Below are 20,031 nucleotides of genomic sequence, written 5' to 3' on the forward strand. Positions count from 1 at the left end.
GAGGGGGATCGATCATGACTCACGAGGAGAAACGCGCCTGGATCCGGCTGGTCGTCGCCGTGGTCGCCTACGCCGCGTACGTCGTCGCCATCCTCAGGCGGGCGGGCGGAGGCCCGTTACCCGACGTGCCGTACACCGCCGCCATGCTGTGGACGATCGGCGGGGCGATCGGCGCGGCGATCCTGGCCGAGATCGGGATGGCGATCGTCAATCCGCGGGCCTCGCGCGTCATCGACGCCCGCGACAAGGAGATCGGGCGGCTCGGCGACTACACCGGTCAGGCGTTCGTGGTCATCGGGGCGATCGCGGCGATGCTCATGGCCATGGCGGAGTGGGACAGGTTCTGGATCGCCAACGTGATCTACCTCTTCTTCGTCCTGTCGGCGATCCTCGGCGACACCACCAAGATCATCCTCTATCGCAGGAGCGTTCCGGAGTGGTGAAGCCCACACGCGTGACGAACCGCATCCGCGCGCTGCGATTCGCCCACGACGAGATGACCCAGGCCGAACTCGCCGAACGCATCGGCGTGACCAGACAGACCGTCATCGCCATCGAGCAGGGCCGGTACTCGCCGTCCCTGGAGATGGCCTTCCGGATCGCCCGGGTGTTCGGCGCCCCGCTCGACGACGTGTTCCAGTATCCCGACCTCCCCGAGGAGACGAAGTGAAGGCCATCGTCCAGGACACGTACGGCCCGGCCGACGTGCTCGAACTGCGCGACATCGACCGTCCCTCGATCGGCGACGAGGAGGTGCTCGTCGAGGTCCGCGCGGCCGCCGTGGACCCCGGCGTGTGGGTCCTGATGACCGGCACGCCGTACCTCGCGCGTGGGGGATTCGGGCTGCGCCGCCCCAAGGTGCCCATCCGGGGCCGCGACGTCGCCGGGGTCGTGACGGCCGTCGGCGCCGGCGTCACCCGCTTCCGGCCCGGTCAGGAGGTGTACGGCACCTGCCCGGACGGCTCGCTCGCGGAGTACGCGAAGGCGCCGCAGGCCCGCCTCGCGCCGAAGCCGGCCAATCTCACGTTCGAACAGGCCGCCGCGGTGCCGGTCTCCGGCATGACGGCGCTGCAGGCCGTACGCGACGTCGCCGGTGTGCGCCCGGGACAGCGGGTGCTGGTGATCGGCGCGTCGGGAGGGGTGGGGTCGTTCGCCGTGCAGATCGCCAAGGCGCTCGGCGCGAGCGTCACCGGCGTGTGCGGGGCGGCGAAGGCGGAATTCGTGCGGTCGCTCGGGGCCGACGACGTCATCGACTACACCCGCGAGGAGATCGACCGCGACGGCGCACGCTACGACGTCGTCGTCGACACCGGCGGCAACCGGCCGCTGTCCCTGCTGCGGCGCGCCCTGACCCCGCGCGGCACACTGGTGATCGTCGGCGGCGGGCACACCGCGTACCGCTTCACCGGTGGCATGGGACGCACCTTCCGGGCGCCGCTGGTGTCACTGTTCACGGGGTCGATCTTCAGGGGACAGCGGCTGCGTGCGATGTTCTCCCGCGAGCGCGCCGAGCACCTGGAGGAACTGACCCGGCTCGTCGAGTCCGGCGCCGTCGTCCCGGCGATCGACCGTGCCTATCCCCTCGCCGCCGCGCCCGACGCGATCCGCCACCTCATGGAAGGCCACCCCGCCGGCAAGGTCGTCGTCACCGTGGCGGAGACGGCCTGAGTCACACGCGGGCCGGCGACTCGTGCGTGCTCCCTCAGCCGATGAGACGTCTGCGCCAGTCGATGGGGACGACGGTGATGCTCTGCGAGGGATCGCCGTCCCACTCCACCGAAAGGCCGGCTTTCCCGAGCGCGGCCACGATCTCCCTGCCGATGGACGCCGTCGTGCCGGACGAACCGTCGAACCCGCCGTACAGGAGTGCGAGTCCGTGCCCGGCCGCGGCGGAGTCCGTGCACTGGCTGTGGAAGTAGACGTAACCGCGCGCATCCGGGGACCCCGCCGACCCGATCTCCGCCTGACCGCAGGAACGACAGCAGGTGAAGTGCTCCCTCGCCGTGATGCCCGAGGCCTCCAGGACGGCGAAGGCCCGGCTGAGTCGTTCCGGGTCCGTCTCCCCCTCCCAGGAGGCCTGCTCCTCGACACGATCCAGCCACAACCTGTCCGCGAGCAGGCGTGCTTGTCCGGGGGAGACCGGCCGACGGTCGCCCGACACGAGATAGTCCTCCGCGATCTCGGCGAGCTGCGCCCTCGTCGCGTAACCGCCGATGATCACCTCACGGAGGCGCGCATCGAGTTGTTCGCGTTCGTCCCGGTCGAGCTCGAGCGGAGGCGGAGGCTCGGGGAGACCGAGGTCCAACGCCGTCCAGTCCAGTCCGGAGTGCCAGCCGTCCTCCCGGCTCGCCCAGCGGGTCATGGCCGCGATCACCGGCCCTGGGCCGTCGAGTATCGCCTGGAAGTGCCGGTCGGGCGCCCCGTCGCGGTGTTCCAGCACATAGTCGCCCTCGTCCTCGTGCCACACCTGAACGAAGACCTCGGGCAGGTCGGGTATCCGCTGGACGACCAGGAACCTGTCGTGCCGGCCGCCCAGACGCCCGACCAGTCCGGCGAGTTCCCCGGCGTCCGGCCGGACGTGCCGGTCGCCGTCCTCCGTCAGTACGGTGATTGCCAACATGCCGGTCACTCTGGCACAGGCCGCGGACAGACGCCGGGCCCCGAGGGCGGCAACGCGCCTGCCCCGTCGAACGACGCCGGCGCTTCCTGTTCACGAGGGCGCCACCGATCCAGCGCGGTTGACGCCTCTCCGGGTCTGGCGAAAAGTGATATCACTTTGCTACTGTCATGCTAGACCCCCGAGGAGAAGACATGACAGACCTGCAGATCGCCGTCGACATGCCGGCCCCCCAGACCCACGAGCGGGCGGCGCGAGCAGCCGCGGGATGGCCCATGCTGATCCTGGCCCTGGTGGGCCTGCTGATCCCGTTCGCGCTGGTCCCGATCGGAGCCGTCCTCGCGGCCGGCGGCAGCGGCGGCACGGGGGCGGCGCTGATCGCCGCCGGGGTGCTGCTCCTCCTGGCGGCCCTCGTCGTCCTCACCGGCCTCACCGCGGTCGCCCCCGGTGAGGCACGCGTGATCCAGCTGCTCGGCCGCTACGTGGGCACGGTCCGCACGCCCGGTCTCCGGCTCGTGGCCCCCTTCACCCAGAAGCGCCGCGTGTCGACCCGGATCCGCAACCACGAGACCGACATCGCCAAGGTCAACGACGCCGACGGCAACCCGATCGAGATGGCCGCCGTGGTCGTGTGGCAGGTCGAGGACACGGCGAAGGCCGTCTTCGAGGTCGACGACTTCGTGGAGTTCGTCGCCTTCCAGACCGAGACCGCGGTCCGGCACATCGCCGGCAGCTACCCGTACGACGGGCACGACGACACGCTGTCCCTGCGCCAGAACGCGGACGAGATCACCGGCCGCCTGTCGGCCGAGATCCAGGCACGGGTGGCCTCGGCCGGGGTCAAGGTCATCGAGTCGCGCATCACCCGCCTGGCGTACGCTCCCGAGATCGCGCAGGCGATGCTGCGCCGTCAGCAGGCCGGAGCGGTCGTCGCGGCCCGCCAGCGGATCGTGGACGGCGCGGTCGGCATGGTCGAGGCCGCCCTGGCCCGCCTCGACGAGCACGACGTGATCGAGCTCGACGAGGAGCGCAAGGCCACCATGGTCAGCAACCTGCTCGTCGTCCTGTGCGGCGACCGCGACGTGCAGCCCGTGGTGAACACCGGCTCCCTGTACCACTAGACCGTGGCGACCGAAAGAAAGAGCATCCTGCTGCGGCTGGACCCCGCGGTGCACGACGCGCTGTCCCGCTGGGCCGGCGACGAACTGCGCAGCACCAACGCCCAGATCGAGTTCCTGCTGCGCCGGGCGCTGTCGGAGGCGGGGCGGCTCCCGGGCGGCGCCGCCCGCATCCCCCGGCGCGGCCGGCCCCCCAAGAAGCAGATGCCGGATCAGGAAGCCCCCGCCGCCGACCCGCCCGACGACTGAGAGGAGGGCAGTCCCATGGACGTCCCCGGTTCCCTGACGGCCCAGCTCTACCTGCTGGCCTACGACCCCCGCAAGGAGCGGGTGGTGACGAACAGCCGTTTTCCCTACCTGCTGCGCGCGGCCGCGCTCACCGATCTGCTGCTCGCCGGCCGGATCGCCGACGACGACGGCAAGGTGCGCGTGGTGTCGGAGGCCCGGCTCGCCGACCCGGTCCTCGACGGCCTGCTCCGCCAGCTCGCCCAGTCGGGCCCCCGGCCGTGGTCACACTGGATCGGCAAGGACAGCCGGGCCACGGTCCGGGCGGTCCGGGACGAGCTGGAGGTGGGCCGCTGGGTCAGGGTCGAGCTGCGCCAGCCCTTCCTGATCTTCAACAGGAGCTGCGTCCGCGTACGCGACACACGTGTGGTGAAACGCCTCACGGCGCGGGTCGCCGGCGCCCTCACCGGGCCGGCGTCCCGGGTCGGTGACCGCGAGGCGGCCCTCGCCGGGCTGGCCGCCGTGGGAGAACTCGGCACGGTCCTTCCGCCGGTGAAACGACGGGCGCACCAGCAGCGCATCGGCCAGCTGACCGAACGCGTCGGCCCGGCGGCGCCGGCCCTCCGCAAGGTCATCCAGCGGGCAGGCATCGAAGGCTCCGGCTGAGCCTGCCGCCGCCCGCTCGGGTTCCCTCATCGCCCGCAGGTGCGGAGCATGTTGAGCAGGGCCACCTTCTCCTGGCGCGTGACGAAGAGCCGGTAGTGATGCTTCACCGTGATCCACGAGGTCGCGTAGCGGCACCAGTAGCGGCGGCGCGGCGGACGCCAGCTCTGCGGTCCCTGGCCTCCCTTGGCCATGTTGACGGAGTGGCTCACCACGACCAGCTCGGGACGGGTGAGGTCGTTGGCGAACGCGCGCCGCTTCGCCTGGCTCCATCGCTTGGCGCCGGAGCGCCAGGCGTACGCCAGAGGCACGACATGGTCGACGTCGGTCTGTTTCACGCTCTTGAGCACCTTGCCGTCGTACGGGCTGTGCCAGACGCCCTTCACGGCCTGGCACGCCGCGTTCCTGCGCACGCCCCGCCCGTCGCGGGCGAGAACCGCCTCCCGCGCGTCGCACTGCCCCTTGTGGTGGGCCCAGCGCGGCTGGAACCGCCGATGGCTGTACCCGCGGATCGACAGCGGCTTGGCGACCTTCAGCTGGGCCAGCATGCGGCGGGCCGGCGCCCCGGCGTCGGCCGCGGCCTGCGGGGCGAGCGCGACAGCGGTGATGGGGAGGACGAGAACGGAAAGCGCGGCGACTCGGAGCGTGCGGTGCATGAAGATCATAGTTACAGCCATACCAAATACTCCCCACCGAGCGTGACGATATGCGGCTATGACGGTCAGCGGTCGGCCGGGGCGGTTCGCACGGGAAGGGAGACCTCGACGAGGGTGCCACCGCCGGCCGGGGAGGAGATCAGGCAGAAGCCGCCCACCTCGGCGGCGCGCTCCCGCATCGAGGCCAGGCCCACCCCGCAGCGCCGCGACTCCGGCAGCCCGACACCGTCGTCACGCACCCGCAGGGCCAGCGTCCCCGCCCCGTTGTGCAGCGTCACCGACACGGTCGCGGCGTTCGCGTGCCGGAGCACGTTGGTCAGCGCCTCCTGGACGATCCGGTAGACCGCCACCTCCGCGGCGGCGGGAAGATCCGTCAGATCCCCGCTCACCGACACCGTGATCCGCGGGGCGTGCCCACCGGCCCGGCCCCTCCCGTCCCCGTCCGCCACGGCGACCGCGGCGGCTCGATCGGTCACCGCGCCGTCGCTCCCGCCGGCCCGGGCCGTTCGCGGGCCGGGCGGGGAGTCCGAGCCCGCGCCGCCGCCCCCCATGGCCTCGGCGGCGAGCGCACGGACGGCTCCCTCCAGGCTCAGCTGGTCGAGCACGGGCGGACGCAGGCCGTAGACGAGTTCGCGGATCTCGCCGGCCACTCCGTCCATGGCCGTACGCAGGTCCAGCAGGATCCGCTCGGCCTCCTGCGGCGACGTCCGCAGCGTCCGGCGGGCCATGGTGATCGTCATCGCCATGGCGGCGAGCGCCTGGCCGAGACCGTCGTGCAGGTCACGGCGGAGCCTGCGGCGCTCCTCCTCCCGGGCGCTCAGGATCCGCTCGCGCGAACGCTGCAGATCCGCGGAGAGCCGTACGGCATGGGCGATGTCGGCGACGTACGGCGTCACCGCGTTGATCAACCGGTCGTTGTGGGCGGCGGGGAAACGGCGCGGGCCGGGTGCGCCGATCAACAGCCGGCCGACGTCCTCGCCGTGCCACACCAGCGGCACCACGCGCGCGGCGTCGACACCGCCGCTCTCGACGTAGCGCGGCCGTCCGTCGTACACCTCGACGGCCACGCCCCGGACCGCCAGGCCCTGGCGTACCGCGGCGGCGACGGAGGCGAGCGCGGTGACCGGATCGGCGGCGTGCACCTCGCGGGTGAGCCGCTGCCTGAGCGCCTCGGGATCCCCGACGGGGCCGTAGAAGACGCGGTCGAGCAGCCGCCGCAGCCGGCGACGCAGCGGCTGGAAGAACGCCCCGGCGAACAGCGCCGCCACCAGCCCCTGGATCTGCCCGTATTCGGAGACGAAACCCCCCCACAACACCCCGACACCGAAGTAGACCGCGGTGACCGACGCCAGCACGCCGGTGGCGACCACGGTCCTGCTGACCAGGGTGTCGATGCCGTACAGCCGGTAGTGCGTGACCGCGACGGCGATCGCGACGGGCACGGCGGCGCTGGTGACGAGCGACAGCGGCGACTGGTGCCACCACACCTCGACGATCAGGTTGGCGGCGGTGGCGTACAGCAGCCAGCCGATCTGCCGCCGCCGCACGGTGTCGACGGTCAGGAACCTGACGACGAGCGACAGCAGGCACACCGCTTCGATCGGATAGAAGAAGTTGAAGGGCAGGTCGCCCAGCCATTCGTCCAGTGGAGCGATCCAGGGCACCGCCAGGGGGTTCGGCCCCCGCGGTGAGTCCGCGGGGACGACGCGGCAGACGAACGCCACGGACTGGATCAGCGTGACGGCGCTCACCGCGACCGCGACGGGACGCCAGCGCCGCGACGGGAGCCGCCCGTCCGGATACAGCAGCGGCAGCAGTTGGTCCACCGCAAGCATCCCGAGGGCGCCGACGACGTTGTTGACCATCAGGGGGTAGTACTGGGCCCGCAGGTCGCCGTGGTAGGCGAGCCACTCGTACGCCGCCTGTGAGGGCCCCAGCACGGCGATCGCCAGACCGCCCAGGACCATCAGCCACCCGACACGGAGCCTGGGCCGCCGCACGACCAGCAACGCGCCGATGACCGGATAGGCGATGCCCACCACGTCGTCGCCCGTCAGCACCGCCGGCCGCACCCGGAACCCGGCGGGTATCGCGTAGCGGCTCGCGGCGGCCGCCACCACCATGACCACGGAAAGGGCGGCCAGTCCCCCGGCGACCAGCCCGGCCGTACGGGCTCCGGTGAGTCGGCGCACCCCGTACTCCTTCTCCGACACGCCCACTCGATCAGCGGCGTCGACGGATCCTAGCGCGGCCGGGACGGCCGCCGACGCGGCAGAAACCGCCGGACATCGTGACCGGATTTCGTGGAGAGCCGCCTGCCGGAACCGCCCGCGCCCTCAATCGGCGTTCACGTGTCACTCCGTCCGATGTCCCGCACTGATCGTGCGCAGCGCTTCGAGAAGATCGTCCGCTGACGGGGCCTGATCCGGATCGACGAGCCACTGGGCCGCCATACCGCCGAGCAGCGCCTGGTAGAAGGAGCCGACGGCCATCGCCTTCCGCTCGTCCGCGCCCGGATCCAGCTGCTCGAAGATCGCCGCCAGTCCCAGCCTCGCCTGCCGGTTGGCGGTCGCGAACGCCTCGCGCAGTTCCGGAAGGCGGTCCATCTGGGCGATGAGCTCGAACTGGATGGCCCAGAGCGGTCTCAGCCTGACGAAGGACTCGGTGATCCGCGTCCAGGTCGTCAGGAACCGCTGAGCCGGAGTGCCGGACAGTGACGCGTCGGCGGCGAGAGTCCGCTCGATCTCCTTTCCCCACTCCTCCATCGCCTCGATGAGCGCCGCGTTGAGCAGGGCCTTCGTCGATTTGAAGTGATAGCCGATGGCGGCGAGGCTGGTGCCGGCGGCCGCCGCGATGTCCCGCGCGGTGGTGCCGGAATAGCCCTTCTCCATGAGGCAGCGCTTGGCTCCCGCGAGCAGATCTTCCCGGTTTCCCATGGCCAGAGCTTAGCCCGCCGTCGAGACAAATGTCTTGTACATTTGTGCTAGACAGATGAGTGAGACGTTTGTACAGTTCCTGGCATGAGGAACATCCTGATCTCCGGCGGGAGCGTCGCCGGGCTGACCCTGGCCTTCTGGCTGCGCGAGCACGGGTTCGCGGTGACCGTCGTGGAGCGCTCGCCCGCGCTGCGGGACGGCGGCTACAAAATCGACATCCGCGGAGCGGCGCTCGACGTCGTCGGCCGCATGGGACTGCTGGACGAGGTGCGACGGCGCGGCACGGACATGCGGATCGCGCGGTTCGTCGACGCGCGCGGCAGGCAGCTGGGCACGATGGACGCCCGGTTGTTCGGCGGCCGCGAGGGTGACGACGTCGAGATCATGCGCGGCGACCTCGCCGGGCTCCTGTACGCGGCGGCCGGAGACGGCGTCGAGTACGTCTTCGACGACTCCATCACCAGCCTGAACGAGACTCCCGAAGGCGTGCGTGTCACCTTCGCGAGCGGCCCTCCGCGTACGTTCGACCTGGTGGTGGGCGCCGACGGCCTGCACTCGAACGTGCGCGCGCTGGCCTTCGGCGAGGAGTCCCGGTTCGTCCACGACCTCGGGCACCACATCTCGATCTTCACGGTGCCGAACCATCTCCACCTGGACCGCACCGAGATGATGCACCCCGCCCCGGGCAGGAGCGCGGGGATGTACAGCACCGGGGACGGCGACGACGCCAAGGCGATGTTCCTCTTCTCCTCGCCGCCGATCGCCTACGACCGGCGAGACGTCGCCCGGCAGAAGAAGCTGCTCGCCGACGCCTTCTCCGGTCAGGGCTGGGAGGTCCCGCGCCTGCTCGACGCGATGGAGGACGCGCCGGACTTCTACCTGGATTCGATCAGCCAGGTGCGCATGGACCGGTGGTCGTCGGGCCGGGTGGCACTCGTGGGCGACGCGGCCTACGCGGCCTCGCCCGCGTCCGGCCAGGGCACCAGCCTGGCCCTGGTCGGCGCCTACGTTCTGGCGGGCTGCCTGGCCGAGGCGGCGGGAGACCACGCCGCCGCGTTCGCCGCCTACGAGCGTGAGATGCGGCACTTCGCCGAGGAGAACCAGAAGCTCGCCGCGAACAACCTCAAGGGCATGGTGCTGAAGTCGGCGGCGCAGATCCGGTTCCAGATGCTGATGTTGCGGCTGATGCCGCACCTGCCGGGGAGGAACCGCATGATCGAGCGGATCACCGAGCCGATCCGCAGGGCCGCGACCGCGATCACGATCAGGGACTATCGGGCGCCGGCCGCGCGATAGACCCACAACAATTCCCGGATCTGCGGCATCTCACCCAGCATGAGATTGCGCATGACCCTCGGGGCACTGCTCCTGACCGCCGTACCGCTGGCCGCGCGGCCCGCGGCGGCCGCCACCCCGGTCACGATCGCGTACGCCCAGCGGACGCAGACCTGGGAACTGGTGCTGACCGACGGAGACGTGGTGCCGGTGCCGGAAGCGCTCGCGGTGGCGCCCAAGGACGCGGTCAACGCCGGCGCGCCGGCCCCCTTCCTGGTAAGCGGGGACGGCCGGCATTACTTCTACTTCCGCAAGTCGGACGGAGTGTTCGTCCGGCGAACCCTGCACGGCAAGGAGAAGTCGATGCGCAGTGTGACGGCGACCGCGATCGGCGAGGAGTGGCCGTCGGTGTCGGACGACGGCAGCTTCGTGGTCACCGGGACCTCGGCGCCGGGACTGGGGGCCCTGGTGGACCTGCGAAAAGGCAAGACGCTGCCACTGCCCGCAGGCAGGGACGACTGGAACCTCGCGGGGTTCAGCCCGGACAGTGAACGGCTGCTGCTGCAGGGGGTGGTAGGGGGCCGCGTGACGGTGTTCGACCGGGCGCTGCGTGCCCGGTTGCGGCCGAAGACGCGAAGGTGGGCGGTGGCCCTGGCGAACGACTACGTGACGGCGGCGGTGCCCGTCGGCTCGTGGCCGGAGTCCCGCAAGCTGCGCCTGCTCAACCTGCGCACCGGCCACGAGAGCGGCACCGTGACCGTGCGGCTGCCCCGCGGGCAGCAGATCGACGACCTCGACTTCGACACGGCGGGGCGCGTGGTCGTCCGCTCGCGGACCAAGACGGGCGTGGCGGTCTACCGGGTCTCGAAGACGACCGGCAAGGCGACGCTGCTGCGGACGCTCACCCGGCCCGACACACGGATCTGGGTGCTCCCGGGCGACAGCACGTACGAGCCGTGGACGGAGAAGGCGAGCAAATCGTCCCGGTGACGAAGTGAACTGATCCTCTCCTCCGAACGTCATCCTCATGACGGAAGGGGAGGCGTTGTGCGTACCGCGATCGTCTCGGGGATGACGGCGCTCGGGCTGGCGTGCGCGCCCGCCGTGGCGGCCTCCGGCGTGACCCACGAGGGCGGCCGGGCCGGGGAGACCGCCGCGTGGCGGCTGGCCAGGGTGAACACCCTGCCCGGTGACGACGTCCTCGACGACGTGACGGTCCTGGCCGACGGCTCGGTGTGGGCGGCCGGTCACCGGGTCGCGAACGGGAAGCAGCGGGGCCTGGTCCAGAGGTACGACGGCCGGGCGTGGCAGGTGGTCCCCGGCGCCCCGGCGTACGAGCTGAAGGCCGTGGCGGCCACCTCGAACAGCAACGCTTGGGTCTTCGGCCAGGGGAAGGCCGCCCGGTGGAACGGCCGCGCGTGGACCACCTTCTCGCTGGGCGGCGCGTTCTCGGCGACGGACGCCGACGCGACAGGCGCGAAGGACGTCTGGGCGGTGGCCGGGTCCTCGGCCTCGGCCAGGCACTGGAACGGATCCTCGTGGAAGAGCGTCCGGCTGCCGGCCCACGCCGCCGCCGTCGACGCGTACAGGGCCCGCGATGTCTGGGCGGCGGGCAGCAAGGGCGACCGTCCCGCGATCATGCGGTGGAACGGAGGGTCCTGGGCGCTGGTGCCCACGCCCGCGGTCAAGCTGCCCGCCCCCGACGCCGTCGCGTTCCTCGCCGACATCGCCGTCGTGAGCCCGGGGAACGTGTGGGCCGTCGGCGGCGTCACCTGGGAGGGCGCGGACGACGAGGGTGACGACGTCACCTACAACCGCACCCTGGTGATGCGCTGGAACGGCACGTCCTGGTCCGCCTCGGTCGGCGCCGCCAACGCGCAGCCGTACACGGAGGTGGAGCCCGACGGCAAGGGCGGCATGTGGGTCGTGCAGGGCAACTGGAACCCCACTCTGTGGCACGTGACGGGCTCGGCGTGGAGGAGCGTCCCCCTCCCCCGGAAGGCGGGCACCGACGCCGTCCTGTCCTCGATCGCGCGCAGGCCGGGCACGGCGGCGCTGTGGGGCGCGGGTTTCACCGTGCCGCAGGGCGACCCCGACGACCCCTCGGCCAACGGCACGTTCTGGCGTACGCGCTGATCTTCACGATGCCGGGAGCTTCTCTCCGGCTCTCGTGCGGGTGTGACGAGCGTCACGTTTCCCCGATAACGCTGCTCTGACCTGCGGCTATGCGGACATGATCCCTTTTATGGGCTTCTTACCCTTTATGTGTCCTTTGCCCGAATATGGGGGAGCTTGGTAGTTTCCTTGCCCTGTGACGGCGGCGTACCCCATGACGCCGCCGTCGCGGAACCGGCACCGCCGTGCTTGAAAACGAAAATCCACTGTCACCGTCGTCATGTCCTCTCCGCCCCCCAGGGCGCCGGTGACGCCGAATCCGTGCGGCAAGGAAGCACGGAGCCGGGGAACCAGTCGACCTTCGCACGAAGGTCCGGGGTGAATCGGCGCGCCGAGCGCCGTAGGGCGACTTCCCTGCCCGAATCCGTCAGCTAACCCGGTAGGCGCAAGCGGAAGACTCTAGGAGAGACCCCCTGTCTACCAACCCCGCCACCCTGTCCCGCATCGCCCGCGTCACGATCGGTGGCGTCGCGCTCACCGCCTCTGTAGCGGCGTTCGGCGCGCTGCCCGCGGCCGCCGCACCGGGGACGGTCACGGCACCACAGCCCGCCTCGACGCTCATCCCGCCCCAGCCCCCCGCGACGGGAGCCACCCCGGCGCCCACGACCCCGACCCCGATCCCGACCACGGCGGCGACCCCGGCGGCGGCCGCCGCCGGGGCCACCCCGGACGCCGCCGCGGCCAAGAAGCTCAGCAAGTCCGCTCTCCAGCAGGAGAAGGCCGAGCGCGCCATCAAGGTGGCGAAGAAGCAGCTCGGCGACCCCTACGTGTGGGGCGCCACAGGCCCGCGGGCGTTCGACTGCTCCGGGCTGGTCCAGTTCGCCTGGCGCAAGGCCGGGATCAAGCTCCCGCGCACGACGTGGTCCATGCTCAACGCCGCCAAGAAGAAGGTCCGCCTGGCCCACCTCAAGCCCGGCGACCTCGTCTTCACCAGCGGCGGCGGCCACGTGGGCATGTACATCGGGCACAAGAAGGTGATCAACGCCCCCCACAGCGGCGCGGTGGTCCGCATCGACAGCCTCAAGGGCTACTGGAGGAGCAGCTTCCTCACCGCCGTACGTCCGGGGGTCTGACACCGGGGCGCGCGGGGTTCCCGGCCTGCGTCGGCGCGGGCCGGGAACCCCGCGCGCGCCCGCGCCCTCGGAACCAGGAAACCTCCGGTCGGGCGACACCGACCGGAGGTCTCATGAATCCTGCGTCACATCATCAGCGCTGCAGCGTCAGCACGCCCGGCCGGTAGGGCAGGAGGCCGTAGTCGCCGCCGGAGCTGGGGCTACGACCCTGGTAGAGCAGCTGCAGGTTGCAGGCGTCGACGGTCTTGGTCTGGTCGGGGTTGTTGCGGACCAGGTCACCGTGGCTGATGTCGTTGGTCCAGGTGGCGCCGCTGTTGGCCTTGCCCGCGAAGGGGTTGCTCTCGCTGGTGGCCTGCGGGGTCCACGAACCACCCAGGCTGGTCGCCGTGTACGAGCGGAAGTAACGGCCCTGCGAGCCGATCGACTCGACCAGCATCAGGTACTTGTTCAGGCCCTGGAGCTTGTAGACCTCGACGCCCTCGAACAGGTTGTTCGTCGTGTCGCTCATGATCGTGGTGTAGTTGGAGCCGAAGCTGCTCGGGAAGTTCCCGATGGGCATGCTCTGCCGGTAGATCTTGCCGTTGTCGCCGGCGAAGAACAGGTACATGTTCTGGCCGTCACCGATGAGGGTCTGGTCGATGGGGCCGGTGCCGGAGCCGGTGATGCTCGCCGTGGACAGCGTCTGCTGCGCGGACCAGCTGTTCACGTTGCTGGGGTCGCTGGAGGTCCGGTAGGAGAAGGCGGTTCCGCCCCACTGGTAGGCCAGCACCCAGATGTTCTTCGGAGCGAAGTAGAACAGCGTGGGCGCGACGGCCGAGAAGGGCATCGTGTTCTGGCTGGCCGAGGCCATGTCGGACCAGTTGGTGAACAGGCCGAAGTTCATCGAACCCCAGCTCGTGCCCGTGTTGTGCGTCGTCGCGTAGACCAGGTGCTTGCCGTTGTAGACGACGTTGGTGAAGTCCTTGAGCGAAACCCACCCGGACTTCGGGTTCGCCAGCGAGCCCGTGGAGCTCCAGCGGTACGTCGACGGGAGGTCGCACGTGCCGCCGGTCGGCGTCACCGTCGGGGACGGTGACGAGCTCGGGCCGCCGCCTCCGCGGATGCTCCACTTCTGGTTGTCGCCGCCCCAGCAGCTGTAGAGCTGGACCTGGCTGCCGTTGGCGGTGCCGGCGCCGACGACGTCCAGGCACAGCCCGGACGCGACGCCCACGATGGTGCCGTCGGAGTTCTGGCGCCACTTCTGGTTGTTCTGGCCGTTGCAGGACCAGATCACGACCTTGGTGCCGTTCGTCGTGCCCATGTTGTAGGCGTCCACGCACCGGGTGCCGTTGAAGGTCCGCAGCTCACCGGCGGAGGTGAACTCGAAGCCCTGGTTCGCCTGCCCGTTGCAGTCGTAGATCTGCAGAGCGGTGCCCAGCGCGTCGGTGTTGCCCGCCACGTCCAGGCAACGCCCCGACGCAGCGCTCACCAGGGGTGCGGGCGCCGCCGACGCCGGCACCGCCCACGTCGCGGTGGCCGCCACCAACGCGGCCAGCACCGCCACGAGGCGTACGCCGACACCGACCGGCGAACGACGCCGGCCGCTCGTCATACGAATGGGGGGTGAATCCATTGTTTCGTTCTCCTCCTTCGGGGGGTGAAAGCGTGGCGAAGCAGGCCACGCCAGGAAAAACCGCAGCGATTGCACGGTGGCGGACAGGTACCGTCCGCGATGGAAGGGCCAAGGGCGACCACGGATCTGTTAGCGCTAACATCTTGCGCAATCCCGGGTTCCTCTCCCTCGGCTACTCGTCGGTGATGGTGCAGCGGCGCGGATACGACCGGGCGAGGCACCGCGTCAAGGACGCGACTCTGCCCCCCGCCGGCCACGTCCGGATGCCGCCGGGGTGGCGCGCGGCCGCGGACCGCCTCCGATCATGGAGACCCTCCTTTCCGTGGCCGGCGCGTGTTAGCGCTCACAATTCACGACGCGGAGAGCCGCGTCCATAGGTCTCGTTGCCGGTGATAATGGCGGAGCAAACTAGGACCCGCCGGGGTCCGTCAAGAGCCGACCGGGAGCTTCGGCGGCGCCTCGCGCTCCTGGAACGCACTCAGCTGGCATTACGGGCCCGGCCCGCACCGCATGCGATCCGGCACGTGATGAAACTTTCAACCGAGTACGCGCCGACGTGGGCGGCGGCCTGCCGCATCACCGATTGCCGCGCTCCCCGGCGAGCGGCCGGGAGCCCGGTTCACGGCCTGACGCCTTCGGGGAACCCGGTCCAGCGCAGGCCGGGCGGGAGGTGGCTCATGTCATTGAACATCACGAGCGTGGGCGGCAGGCCGTCGCGGTAGTCGATGACCGTCAGTGCGGTGTTGGCGCTGTTCAACCCGAGCCACCGGGACGGCGGCGCGTCCAGCGCGTGCCGCACCAGCCACGCGATCTGGTAGGCGTGCGTCACCAGCACCTCGCGTGTGTCGTGCCGGGTTCCCTCCGCGGTGGTGCCGGGGACCTTCGCGAACCGGGCGACCAGGGCCTCGGCGAGTCTGCGGCCCGAGGCCGCCTCGGTGTCGTCGTAGCCGTCGAAGAAGCCGGCCCAGGACGGAGGCGTTTCGGCCGCGCCCGGGACGTAGGGCACGTGGTCGACGAGTTCGGCGGCCTCGGCCACCGGCACCTCCGGCAGGTGACGGGCGAGTTCCCGCGCGCTCTCGACGGCGCGTGGCAGCGGCGAGTGCCACACGGCGTCGACCGGCACGCCGGCGAGCCGTTCGCCCAGCAGGGCCGCCTGCCGGCGTCCGATGTCGGTGAGGTTCCCGAACGCGTCGGCCGCACCGTGACGGGCCAGGTAGAGGCGTCGAGTCGCCATGCGTAGCCGGGGCGGGAGTCCCTGCGGACCCTTCCCCATCTCCTTTCGACGTGGGGTGGAACGGCGGGATGCCGAGCCGGAGCTCCGCACCGCCCGGGCCAGGAGGTCAGTCGCCCATTGCCGTGACCGTGCCGGTGGTGCCGTCGATGGTGACGACGGTGCCGTCCCGGAGGTCGCTCGTCGCGTTCGGGAGACCGAGGACGGCGGGAATGGCGTGCTCTCGAGCGACGATCGCGGCGTGGGAGAGCACGCCTCCGGTCTCGGTGACGACGCCGGCGGCGATGCGCAGCAGTGGGGTCCACGCAGGGTCGGTGAAGGGGCAGACGAGGATGTCGCCCGGGCGCACGCGCGCGAAGTCGACGGGACCACGGACGATCCTCGCGGTGCCGGTCACGGTCCCGTGGCTGCCCGGCGTTCCGTAGAACGTAGCGGCCGGAGTGTCCGGAGCGCCGGAAGGCGATGCCGGTGGTGGGAGCGCGGCGGTGACCGGCCGCGCTTGCAGAACCCACGTGCGGCCGCCGGCGATCGCCCATTCGACATCCTGCGGTCCACCGAGGACGGCGGCGGCCCGTTCGCCCAACTCGGCCAGCCGTACGGCGGTCGCGTCGTCGATCGCCGGCTGGTTCCGGATGGCTGTGGGCACGTCGTGGATGACGAGCCGCGCGCCGCGCCGGTCGAGGCGGCTCTGTTTGTCCGCTACGGTGCGGGTGACCGACCCGTCCCCGGCGACACGGTAGGTGTCCGGGGTGACCCTGCCCTCGACGATGCTGGGGCCGAGGCCCCAGGACGCCTCGATCCGGGTCGCGTCGCTCCGGTCCGCGGGTGTGAACATGACGCCGGACGCCTCGGCGTCCACATGGCGTTGGACGATGACGGCCATCAGAAGATCGCCGGATCGCCGGTCGTGGCGGCCGGAGGCGGCACGGTAGGCGGTGGCACGCGAGGAGAACAGCGACGCCCAGCAGGCGCGTACGGCGGCGGCGACCTCGCCGACTCCGCGCACGGCGAGGAAGCTCTCGTGCTGACCGGCGGCCGATGCCTGACCGGTGTCCTCCCCCGCCGCCGATGATCGAACCGCCACGGGCGGATCTCCGAGCTCGCCGAGCGCCCGTCCCAGCGCGTCGGCGACGGCCGCGTGGATCGGGCGGGCCCCGATCGCCTGCCGCACAGCGTCGACCGCGTCGGCGTCGGCGTCGTCGTCGTCCGCCTCGCCGTCGAGCCGCCCGAGGTCCAGGTCGCGGACGGCGGCGAGGTAGGCGGCGAACGGGACGACGAAACCGTCGGGAACCGGCAGACCCGCGCGGTGCAACGCGCCGAGTGCGCCGGCCTTGCCCCCGCAGGTATCGGCGACAGCCTCCGTGAGGGGAACGATCACCGCTCAGCCCTTCAACATTAAATTGACAACAATTCGTTGATTGTGCAGTCTGAGACGCATGGAACGCAAGGACGACGTCGGTCGCGGCACGCACGCGGACCACGTCCGGGCCCAGCGCGAGCAGGAGGCGCGTGACCGTCTTCTGGACCTGGGCGCGGATGCGCTAGACGCCCGTCCGTGGCGGCCTGCGCCCGTCCCGCCGTCGGCGGTCGATCTCGTGCAGTTCGCCGTCTGGCGCAACGCCGATCTGGACCCGGCCGACATCCTGAGCGCGCTCGCCCTCCTGCCCGCCGCACGGGCCGAGGTCGAAGGGCTCGAATCCGCCCTGCTGTTCATCGCCCGCAGCGCGGGCCTGACCTGGGCGCAGATGGCGCACGCGATGGGGTTCAACTCCCCGCAGGCGTGCCAGCAGCACTACACCCGGCTTACCTCACGACAGGACGCCGACTCGTGACGTGTGACTCTCCGCCCGGCCTCCTGGTCCTGCACGCCGTGCGCGTCACCGGGTTCGCGGACACCCCGGTGATCGCCCGTCGGTACGGGCTCGACACGGCCGAGACGAAAGAACTGCTGCTCGACGCCGAGGCCCTCGGCTGGGTCGAGCACACCGCCTTCGCCGGCACCGGAGGCTGGTCGCTGACCGAATCGGGCCGGACCGAGAACGAGCGCCTGCTCGCGGCCGAGCTCGCACGCACCGGCGCCGCCGACGAGGTCCGAGACGTCTACCGCGAGTTCCTCCCGCTGAACGCCCTCCTGCTCCAGGCCTGCACCGACTGGCAACTCCGGCCCACCGCCGGCGATCGGCTCGCCGTCAACGACCACTCCGATCCCGCCTGGGACGCCGGGGTCCTCCACGAGCTCGCCTGTGTCGACCGGGCGCTCACGCCACTCGCCGACCGGCTCGGTCGCGTCCTCACGCGGTTCCGCGGATATGACACGCGATTCACCACAGCCCTGGCGCGCGCCCGGGCCGGCGAGGTCGCCTGGGTCGACCGCACCGACGTGGACTCCTGCCATCGTGTCTGGTTCGAGCTGCACGAAGACCTCATCGCCACGCTCGGCCTCGACCGGCACGCGCACCCCTGACCCGCCATCCCGGCCCCCGCGCTATCAGGCCGCCCGGCAGCCGGGCCTTCGGGGCCGCAGACGCCGACGATGAAAATTTCACCCCGGCGCCGACGGCGGCGGCGGTTCCTCCCTGGTCAAAACCGAAGGAATGGACGGTCGTCTCGGGGGACAGGCGACGTCCTTGACACAATTCCTGACTTTCATATTTGCTCCGCACCACCACCACCTCCAGTCGGCCGGCAGAGAGGAGCACATCCCGCCCCCGTCATTGTTAGCGATAACATTCTGCCGTCTCCACGGCAGCGAAGTCCTGCATCAGGACCGCCGAGGAGAGAACACGGCAGGCGCCATGCTGACGCTAACGGGCATCTGACCTCGTCCTGCTCTTCTGCGGCAGGAAAGGGGCGAACACGCGCAGGCCGACGGCGATCGGTCGCCGCGCCGCTCCGGATCGACTGACGGTGGGCTCACTCAGCGTTCGAATCCGCTCGGGGAAGCCACGCGGCCGGCGCGCGAATACCGGCTGCGGACGCTCCACCGGGTGAAGGAAAAACGATGACTTCCCTACCGACGCATGTCGGTTTTCGAACGGCAAAGGGAGTTGTGTGAAGTTGAGACAGAGATCCATTTTTGCCTCTGTCGCGGCCGCCGCGCTTCTCGTCCTGGCTACGGGACGCATGGCACTGAGCGACAGCCTCGGCGCGACCGCGCCGTCCTCGGCCGCCGCCGCCGCGGCGGCGACCGCCGGCTGCGGCAAGACTCCGACGCTGAGGAGCGGCTCGCAGACGATCACGACCAGCGGCAAGAACCGCAGCTGGATCCTGCGGATTCCCGACAACTACGACAACAACCGCCCCTACCGGTTGATCTTCGCGTACCACTGGTTGAACGGCACGGCCCAGATCGTCGACTCGGGCGGATCGGACGGATCCGTCTGGGCCTACTACGGGCTCAAGCAACTGTCCAACAACAGCACGATCTTCATCGCCCCCCAGGGCATCAACAACGGCTGGGGCAACTCCAACGGTGAGGACCTGACCTTCACCGACGACGTGCTGAGGCTGGTCGAGAACAATCTGTGCGTCGACACGACGCAGCGCTTCGCCATGGGGTGGAGCTACGGCGGCGCGATGAGCTTCGCGGTCGCGTGTGCCCGGCCGACGATCTTCCGTGCGGTCGCGGTCTACTCCGGCGCGCAACTCAGCGGGTGCAACGGCGGCACTCAGCCGGTCGCGTACATGGGCATCCACGGCACCCATGACTCGGTGCTCAACATCTCCCAGGGACGGTCGCTGCGTGACAGGTTCGTCGCGAACAACGGCTGCACCCCCACGAACCCCCGGGAGCCCGCGCAGGGCAGCCTGACGCACATCATCACCGCCTATTCGGGGTGCCGGGCCGGCTACCCGGTCGTGTGGGCGGCGTTCGACGGAGACCACACCCCCTCTCCGAACGACGGGTCGACCTCCACCAGCGGCGCCAGGACCTGGACGTCGGCTGAGGTGTGGAAGTTCTTCACCCAGTTCCAGTCCAGTTCGTCCCCCTCCCCGTCCCCGTCGGCGTCCCCGTCGGCGTCCCCGTCGGTGTCGCCTTCCCCGTCGCCGTCGCCGTCGCCCGGCGGATCGGGCGCCTGCCGCGTCAGCGCCACCGTCAACGCCTGGAACAACGGCCTGACCGAGCAGATCGCCATCACCAACACCGGGTCCTCCGCCGTCAACGGCTGGTCTCTGACCTTCACCCTCCCTGGCGGGCAGACCATCACCGGTGGATGGAACGCCACCTACTCGCCCACCAGCGGACAGGTCACGGCGAAGAACGTCAGCTACAACGGCTCACTGGCGCCCGGAAGCACCACCGAGATCGGCTTCCAGGCCACCCACACCGGCAACACCGGCAAGCCCACCGGGTTCGCCCTGAACGGCAGCCCCTGCACCGTCGCCTGACCGGCACGGATCACCGGGGGTGGCGCCCCATCGGACGCCGCCCCCGGGCCCTCCCCGCATA

Annotated in this window: 20 protein-coding genes and 1 riboswitch; of the genes, 13 read left to right on the forward strand and 7 right to left on the reverse strand. The window is 70.8% G+C overall.

Features of this window, described 5'->3' with window-relative positions; translation table 11 throughout:
• Nucleotides 1-14: 14 nt before the first annotated feature.
• The 3 genes from ACWEQG_RS13005 to ACWEQG_RS13015 are packed head-to-tail and all read left to right on the forward strand — an operon-like array spanning nt 15 to nt 1,668.
• Nucleotides 15-443 (forward strand): hypothetical protein, encoded by a 429-nt coding sequence (locus ACWEQG_RS13005; RefSeq protein ID WP_452284333.1) that lies wholly within the window; start codon nt 15-17, stop codon nt 441-443.
• Entirely contained in the window at nt 437-670 is a 234-nt protein-coding gene (locus ACWEQG_RS13010) for a helix-turn-helix transcriptional regulator (RefSeq protein WP_030510150.1), read from the forward strand. Before ACWEQG_RS13005 ends, ACWEQG_RS13010 begins: the two co-directional genes overlap by 7 nt.
• Complete coding sequence (locus ACWEQG_RS13015) at nt 667-1,668, forward strand: NAD(P)-dependent alcohol dehydrogenase (protein WP_452284335.1); 1,002 nt, start codon at nt 667-669, stop codon at nt 1,666-1,668. Before ACWEQG_RS13010 ends, ACWEQG_RS13015 begins: the two co-directional genes overlap by 4 nt.
• A 34-nt stretch (nt 1,669-1,702) precedes the next feature.
• Here the strand turns inward: ACWEQG_RS13015 and ACWEQG_RS13020 are convergent, their stop codons facing one another.
• Nucleotides 1,703-2,620: a DUF6891 domain-containing protein gene (locus tag ACWEQG_RS13020; protein WP_452284337.1), complete on the reverse strand. Its 918-nt coding sequence runs from the start codon at nt 2,618-2,620 to the stop codon at nt 1,703-1,705.
• 191 nt (nt 2,621-2,811) lie between these two features.
• On the opposite strand from ACWEQG_RS13020, the gene ACWEQG_RS13025 reads away from it, so the two are divergent.
• Genes ACWEQG_RS13025 through ACWEQG_RS13035 form a run of 3 tightly spaced genes read left to right on the forward strand, consistent with a single transcriptional unit; the run spans nt 2,812 to nt 4,626 of the window.
• Nucleotides 2,812-3,738 carry an SPFH domain-containing protein gene (locus tag ACWEQG_RS13025; RefSeq protein ID WP_452284339.1) on the forward strand — a complete coding sequence of 309 codons (927 nt, stop codon included), beginning with the start codon at nt 2,812-2,814 and terminating at the stop codon, nt 3,736-3,738.
• 3 nt (nt 3,739-3,741) lie between these two features.
• Nucleotides 3,742-3,984 (forward strand): hypothetical protein, encoded by a 243-nt coding sequence (locus tag ACWEQG_RS13030; protein WP_363463342.1) that lies wholly within the window; start codon nt 3,742-3,744, stop codon nt 3,982-3,984.
• A gap of 15 nt (nt 3,985-3,999) precedes the next feature.
• A complete protein-coding gene (locus ACWEQG_RS13035; RefSeq protein ID WP_452284341.1) occupies nt 4,000-4,626 on the forward strand; it encodes a GOLPH3/VPS74 family protein in 627 nt (208 codons plus the stop codon).
• Between the two features lie 26 nt (nt 4,627-4,652).
• On the opposite strand, the gene ACWEQG_RS13040 is transcribed toward ACWEQG_RS13035, so the two are convergent.
• The 3 genes from ACWEQG_RS13040 to ACWEQG_RS13050 form a co-directional block, all read right to left on the reverse strand.
• Nucleotides 4,653-5,279 (reverse strand): HNH endonuclease family protein, encoded by a 627-nt coding sequence (locus tag ACWEQG_RS13040; RefSeq protein ID WP_452284343.1) that lies wholly within the window; start codon nt 5,277-5,279, stop codon nt 4,653-4,655.
• A gap of 65 nt (nt 5,280-5,344) precedes the next feature.
• Nucleotides 5,345-7,471: a sensor histidine kinase gene (locus tag ACWEQG_RS13045; protein ID WP_452284345.1), complete on the reverse strand. Its 2,127-nt coding sequence runs from the start codon at nt 7,469-7,471 to the stop codon at nt 5,345-5,347.
• A gap of 162 nt (nt 7,472-7,633) precedes the next feature.
• A complete protein-coding gene (locus tag ACWEQG_RS13050; protein WP_452284347.1) occupies nt 7,634-8,215 on the reverse strand; it encodes a TetR/AcrR family transcriptional regulator in 582 nt (193 codons plus the stop codon).
• Nucleotides 8,216-8,299: 84 nt separating this feature from the next.
• On the opposite strand from ACWEQG_RS13050, the gene ACWEQG_RS13055 reads away from it, so the two are divergent.
• The 4 genes from ACWEQG_RS13055 to ACWEQG_RS13070 all read left to right on the forward strand — a co-directional run bounded on the left by ACWEQG_RS13055 (nt 8,300) and on the right by ACWEQG_RS13070 (nt 12,738).
• Nucleotides 8,300-9,511, forward strand: coding sequence for an FAD-dependent monooxygenase (locus tag ACWEQG_RS13055; protein ID WP_452284349.1), 1,212 nt, complete (start codon nt 8,300-8,302; stop codon nt 9,509-9,511).
• A gap of 51 nt (nt 9,512-9,562) precedes the next feature.
• Nucleotides 9,563-10,480: a hypothetical protein gene (locus tag ACWEQG_RS13060; RefSeq protein ID WP_452284351.1), complete on the forward strand. Its 918-nt coding sequence runs from the start codon at nt 9,563-9,565 to the stop codon at nt 10,478-10,480.
• Nucleotides 10,481-10,537: 57 nt separating this feature from the next.
• Nucleotides 10,538-11,626 (forward strand): hypothetical protein, encoded by a 1,089-nt coding sequence (locus ACWEQG_RS13065; protein WP_452284353.1) that lies wholly within the window; start codon nt 10,538-10,540, stop codon nt 11,624-11,626.
• A gap of 280 nt (nt 11,627-11,906) precedes the next feature.
• A riboswitch (cyclic di-AMP (ydaO/yuaA leader) is annotated at nt 11,907-12,066 on the forward strand.
• Nucleotides 12,067-12,402: 336 nt separating this feature from the next.
• Entirely contained in the window at nt 12,403-12,738 is a 336-nt protein-coding gene (locus tag ACWEQG_RS13070; protein ID WP_363463352.1) for a C40 family peptidase, read from the forward strand.
• Between the two features lie 133 nt (nt 12,739-12,871).
• Here the strand turns inward: ACWEQG_RS13070 and ACWEQG_RS13075 are convergent, their stop codons facing one another.
• The 3 genes from ACWEQG_RS13075 to ACWEQG_RS13085 form a co-directional block, all read right to left on the reverse strand.
• On the reverse strand, nt 12,872-14,350 hold the full coding sequence (locus ACWEQG_RS13075; protein WP_452284355.1) for a non-reducing end alpha-L-arabinofuranosidase family hydrolase: 1,479 nt from the start codon (nt 14,348-14,350) through the stop codon (nt 12,872-12,874).
• A 619-nt stretch (nt 14,351-14,969) separates the two neighbouring features.
• Complete coding sequence (locus tag ACWEQG_RS13080) at nt 14,970-15,584, reverse strand: histidine phosphatase family protein (RefSeq protein ID WP_452284357.1); 615 nt, start codon at nt 15,582-15,584, stop codon at nt 14,970-14,972.
• 106 nt (nt 15,585-15,690) lie between these two features.
• Nucleotides 15,691-16,959 carry a PEP/pyruvate-binding domain-containing protein gene (locus ACWEQG_RS13085; RefSeq protein WP_452284359.1) on the reverse strand — a complete coding sequence of 423 codons (1,269 nt, stop codon included), beginning with the start codon at nt 16,957-16,959 and terminating at the stop codon, nt 15,691-15,693.
• 58 nt (nt 16,960-17,017) lie between these two features.
• Between ACWEQG_RS13085 and ACWEQG_RS13090 the strand changes: the two genes are divergently transcribed.
• The 3 genes from ACWEQG_RS13090 to ACWEQG_RS13100 all read left to right on the forward strand — a co-directional run bounded on the left by ACWEQG_RS13090 (nt 17,018) and on the right by ACWEQG_RS13100 (nt 19,970).
• Complete coding sequence (locus ACWEQG_RS13090) at nt 17,018-17,413, forward strand: DNA-binding protein (protein WP_452284361.1); 396 nt, start codon at nt 17,018-17,020, stop codon at nt 17,411-17,413.
• Nucleotides 17,410-18,045: a transcriptional regulator gene (locus ACWEQG_RS13095; RefSeq protein WP_452284363.1), complete on the forward strand. Its 636-nt coding sequence runs from the start codon at nt 17,410-17,412 to the stop codon at nt 18,043-18,045. Before ACWEQG_RS13090 ends, ACWEQG_RS13095 begins: the two co-directional genes overlap by 4 nt.
• Before the next feature lie 659 nt (nt 18,046-18,704).
• A complete protein-coding gene (locus ACWEQG_RS13100; RefSeq protein ID WP_452284365.1) occupies nt 18,705-19,970 on the forward strand; it encodes a cellulose binding domain-containing protein in 1,266 nt (421 codons plus the stop codon).
• Nucleotides 19,971-20,031: the final 61 nt, after the last annotated feature.

It is taken from the genome of Microbispora sp. NPDC004025, assembly GCF_053604425.1.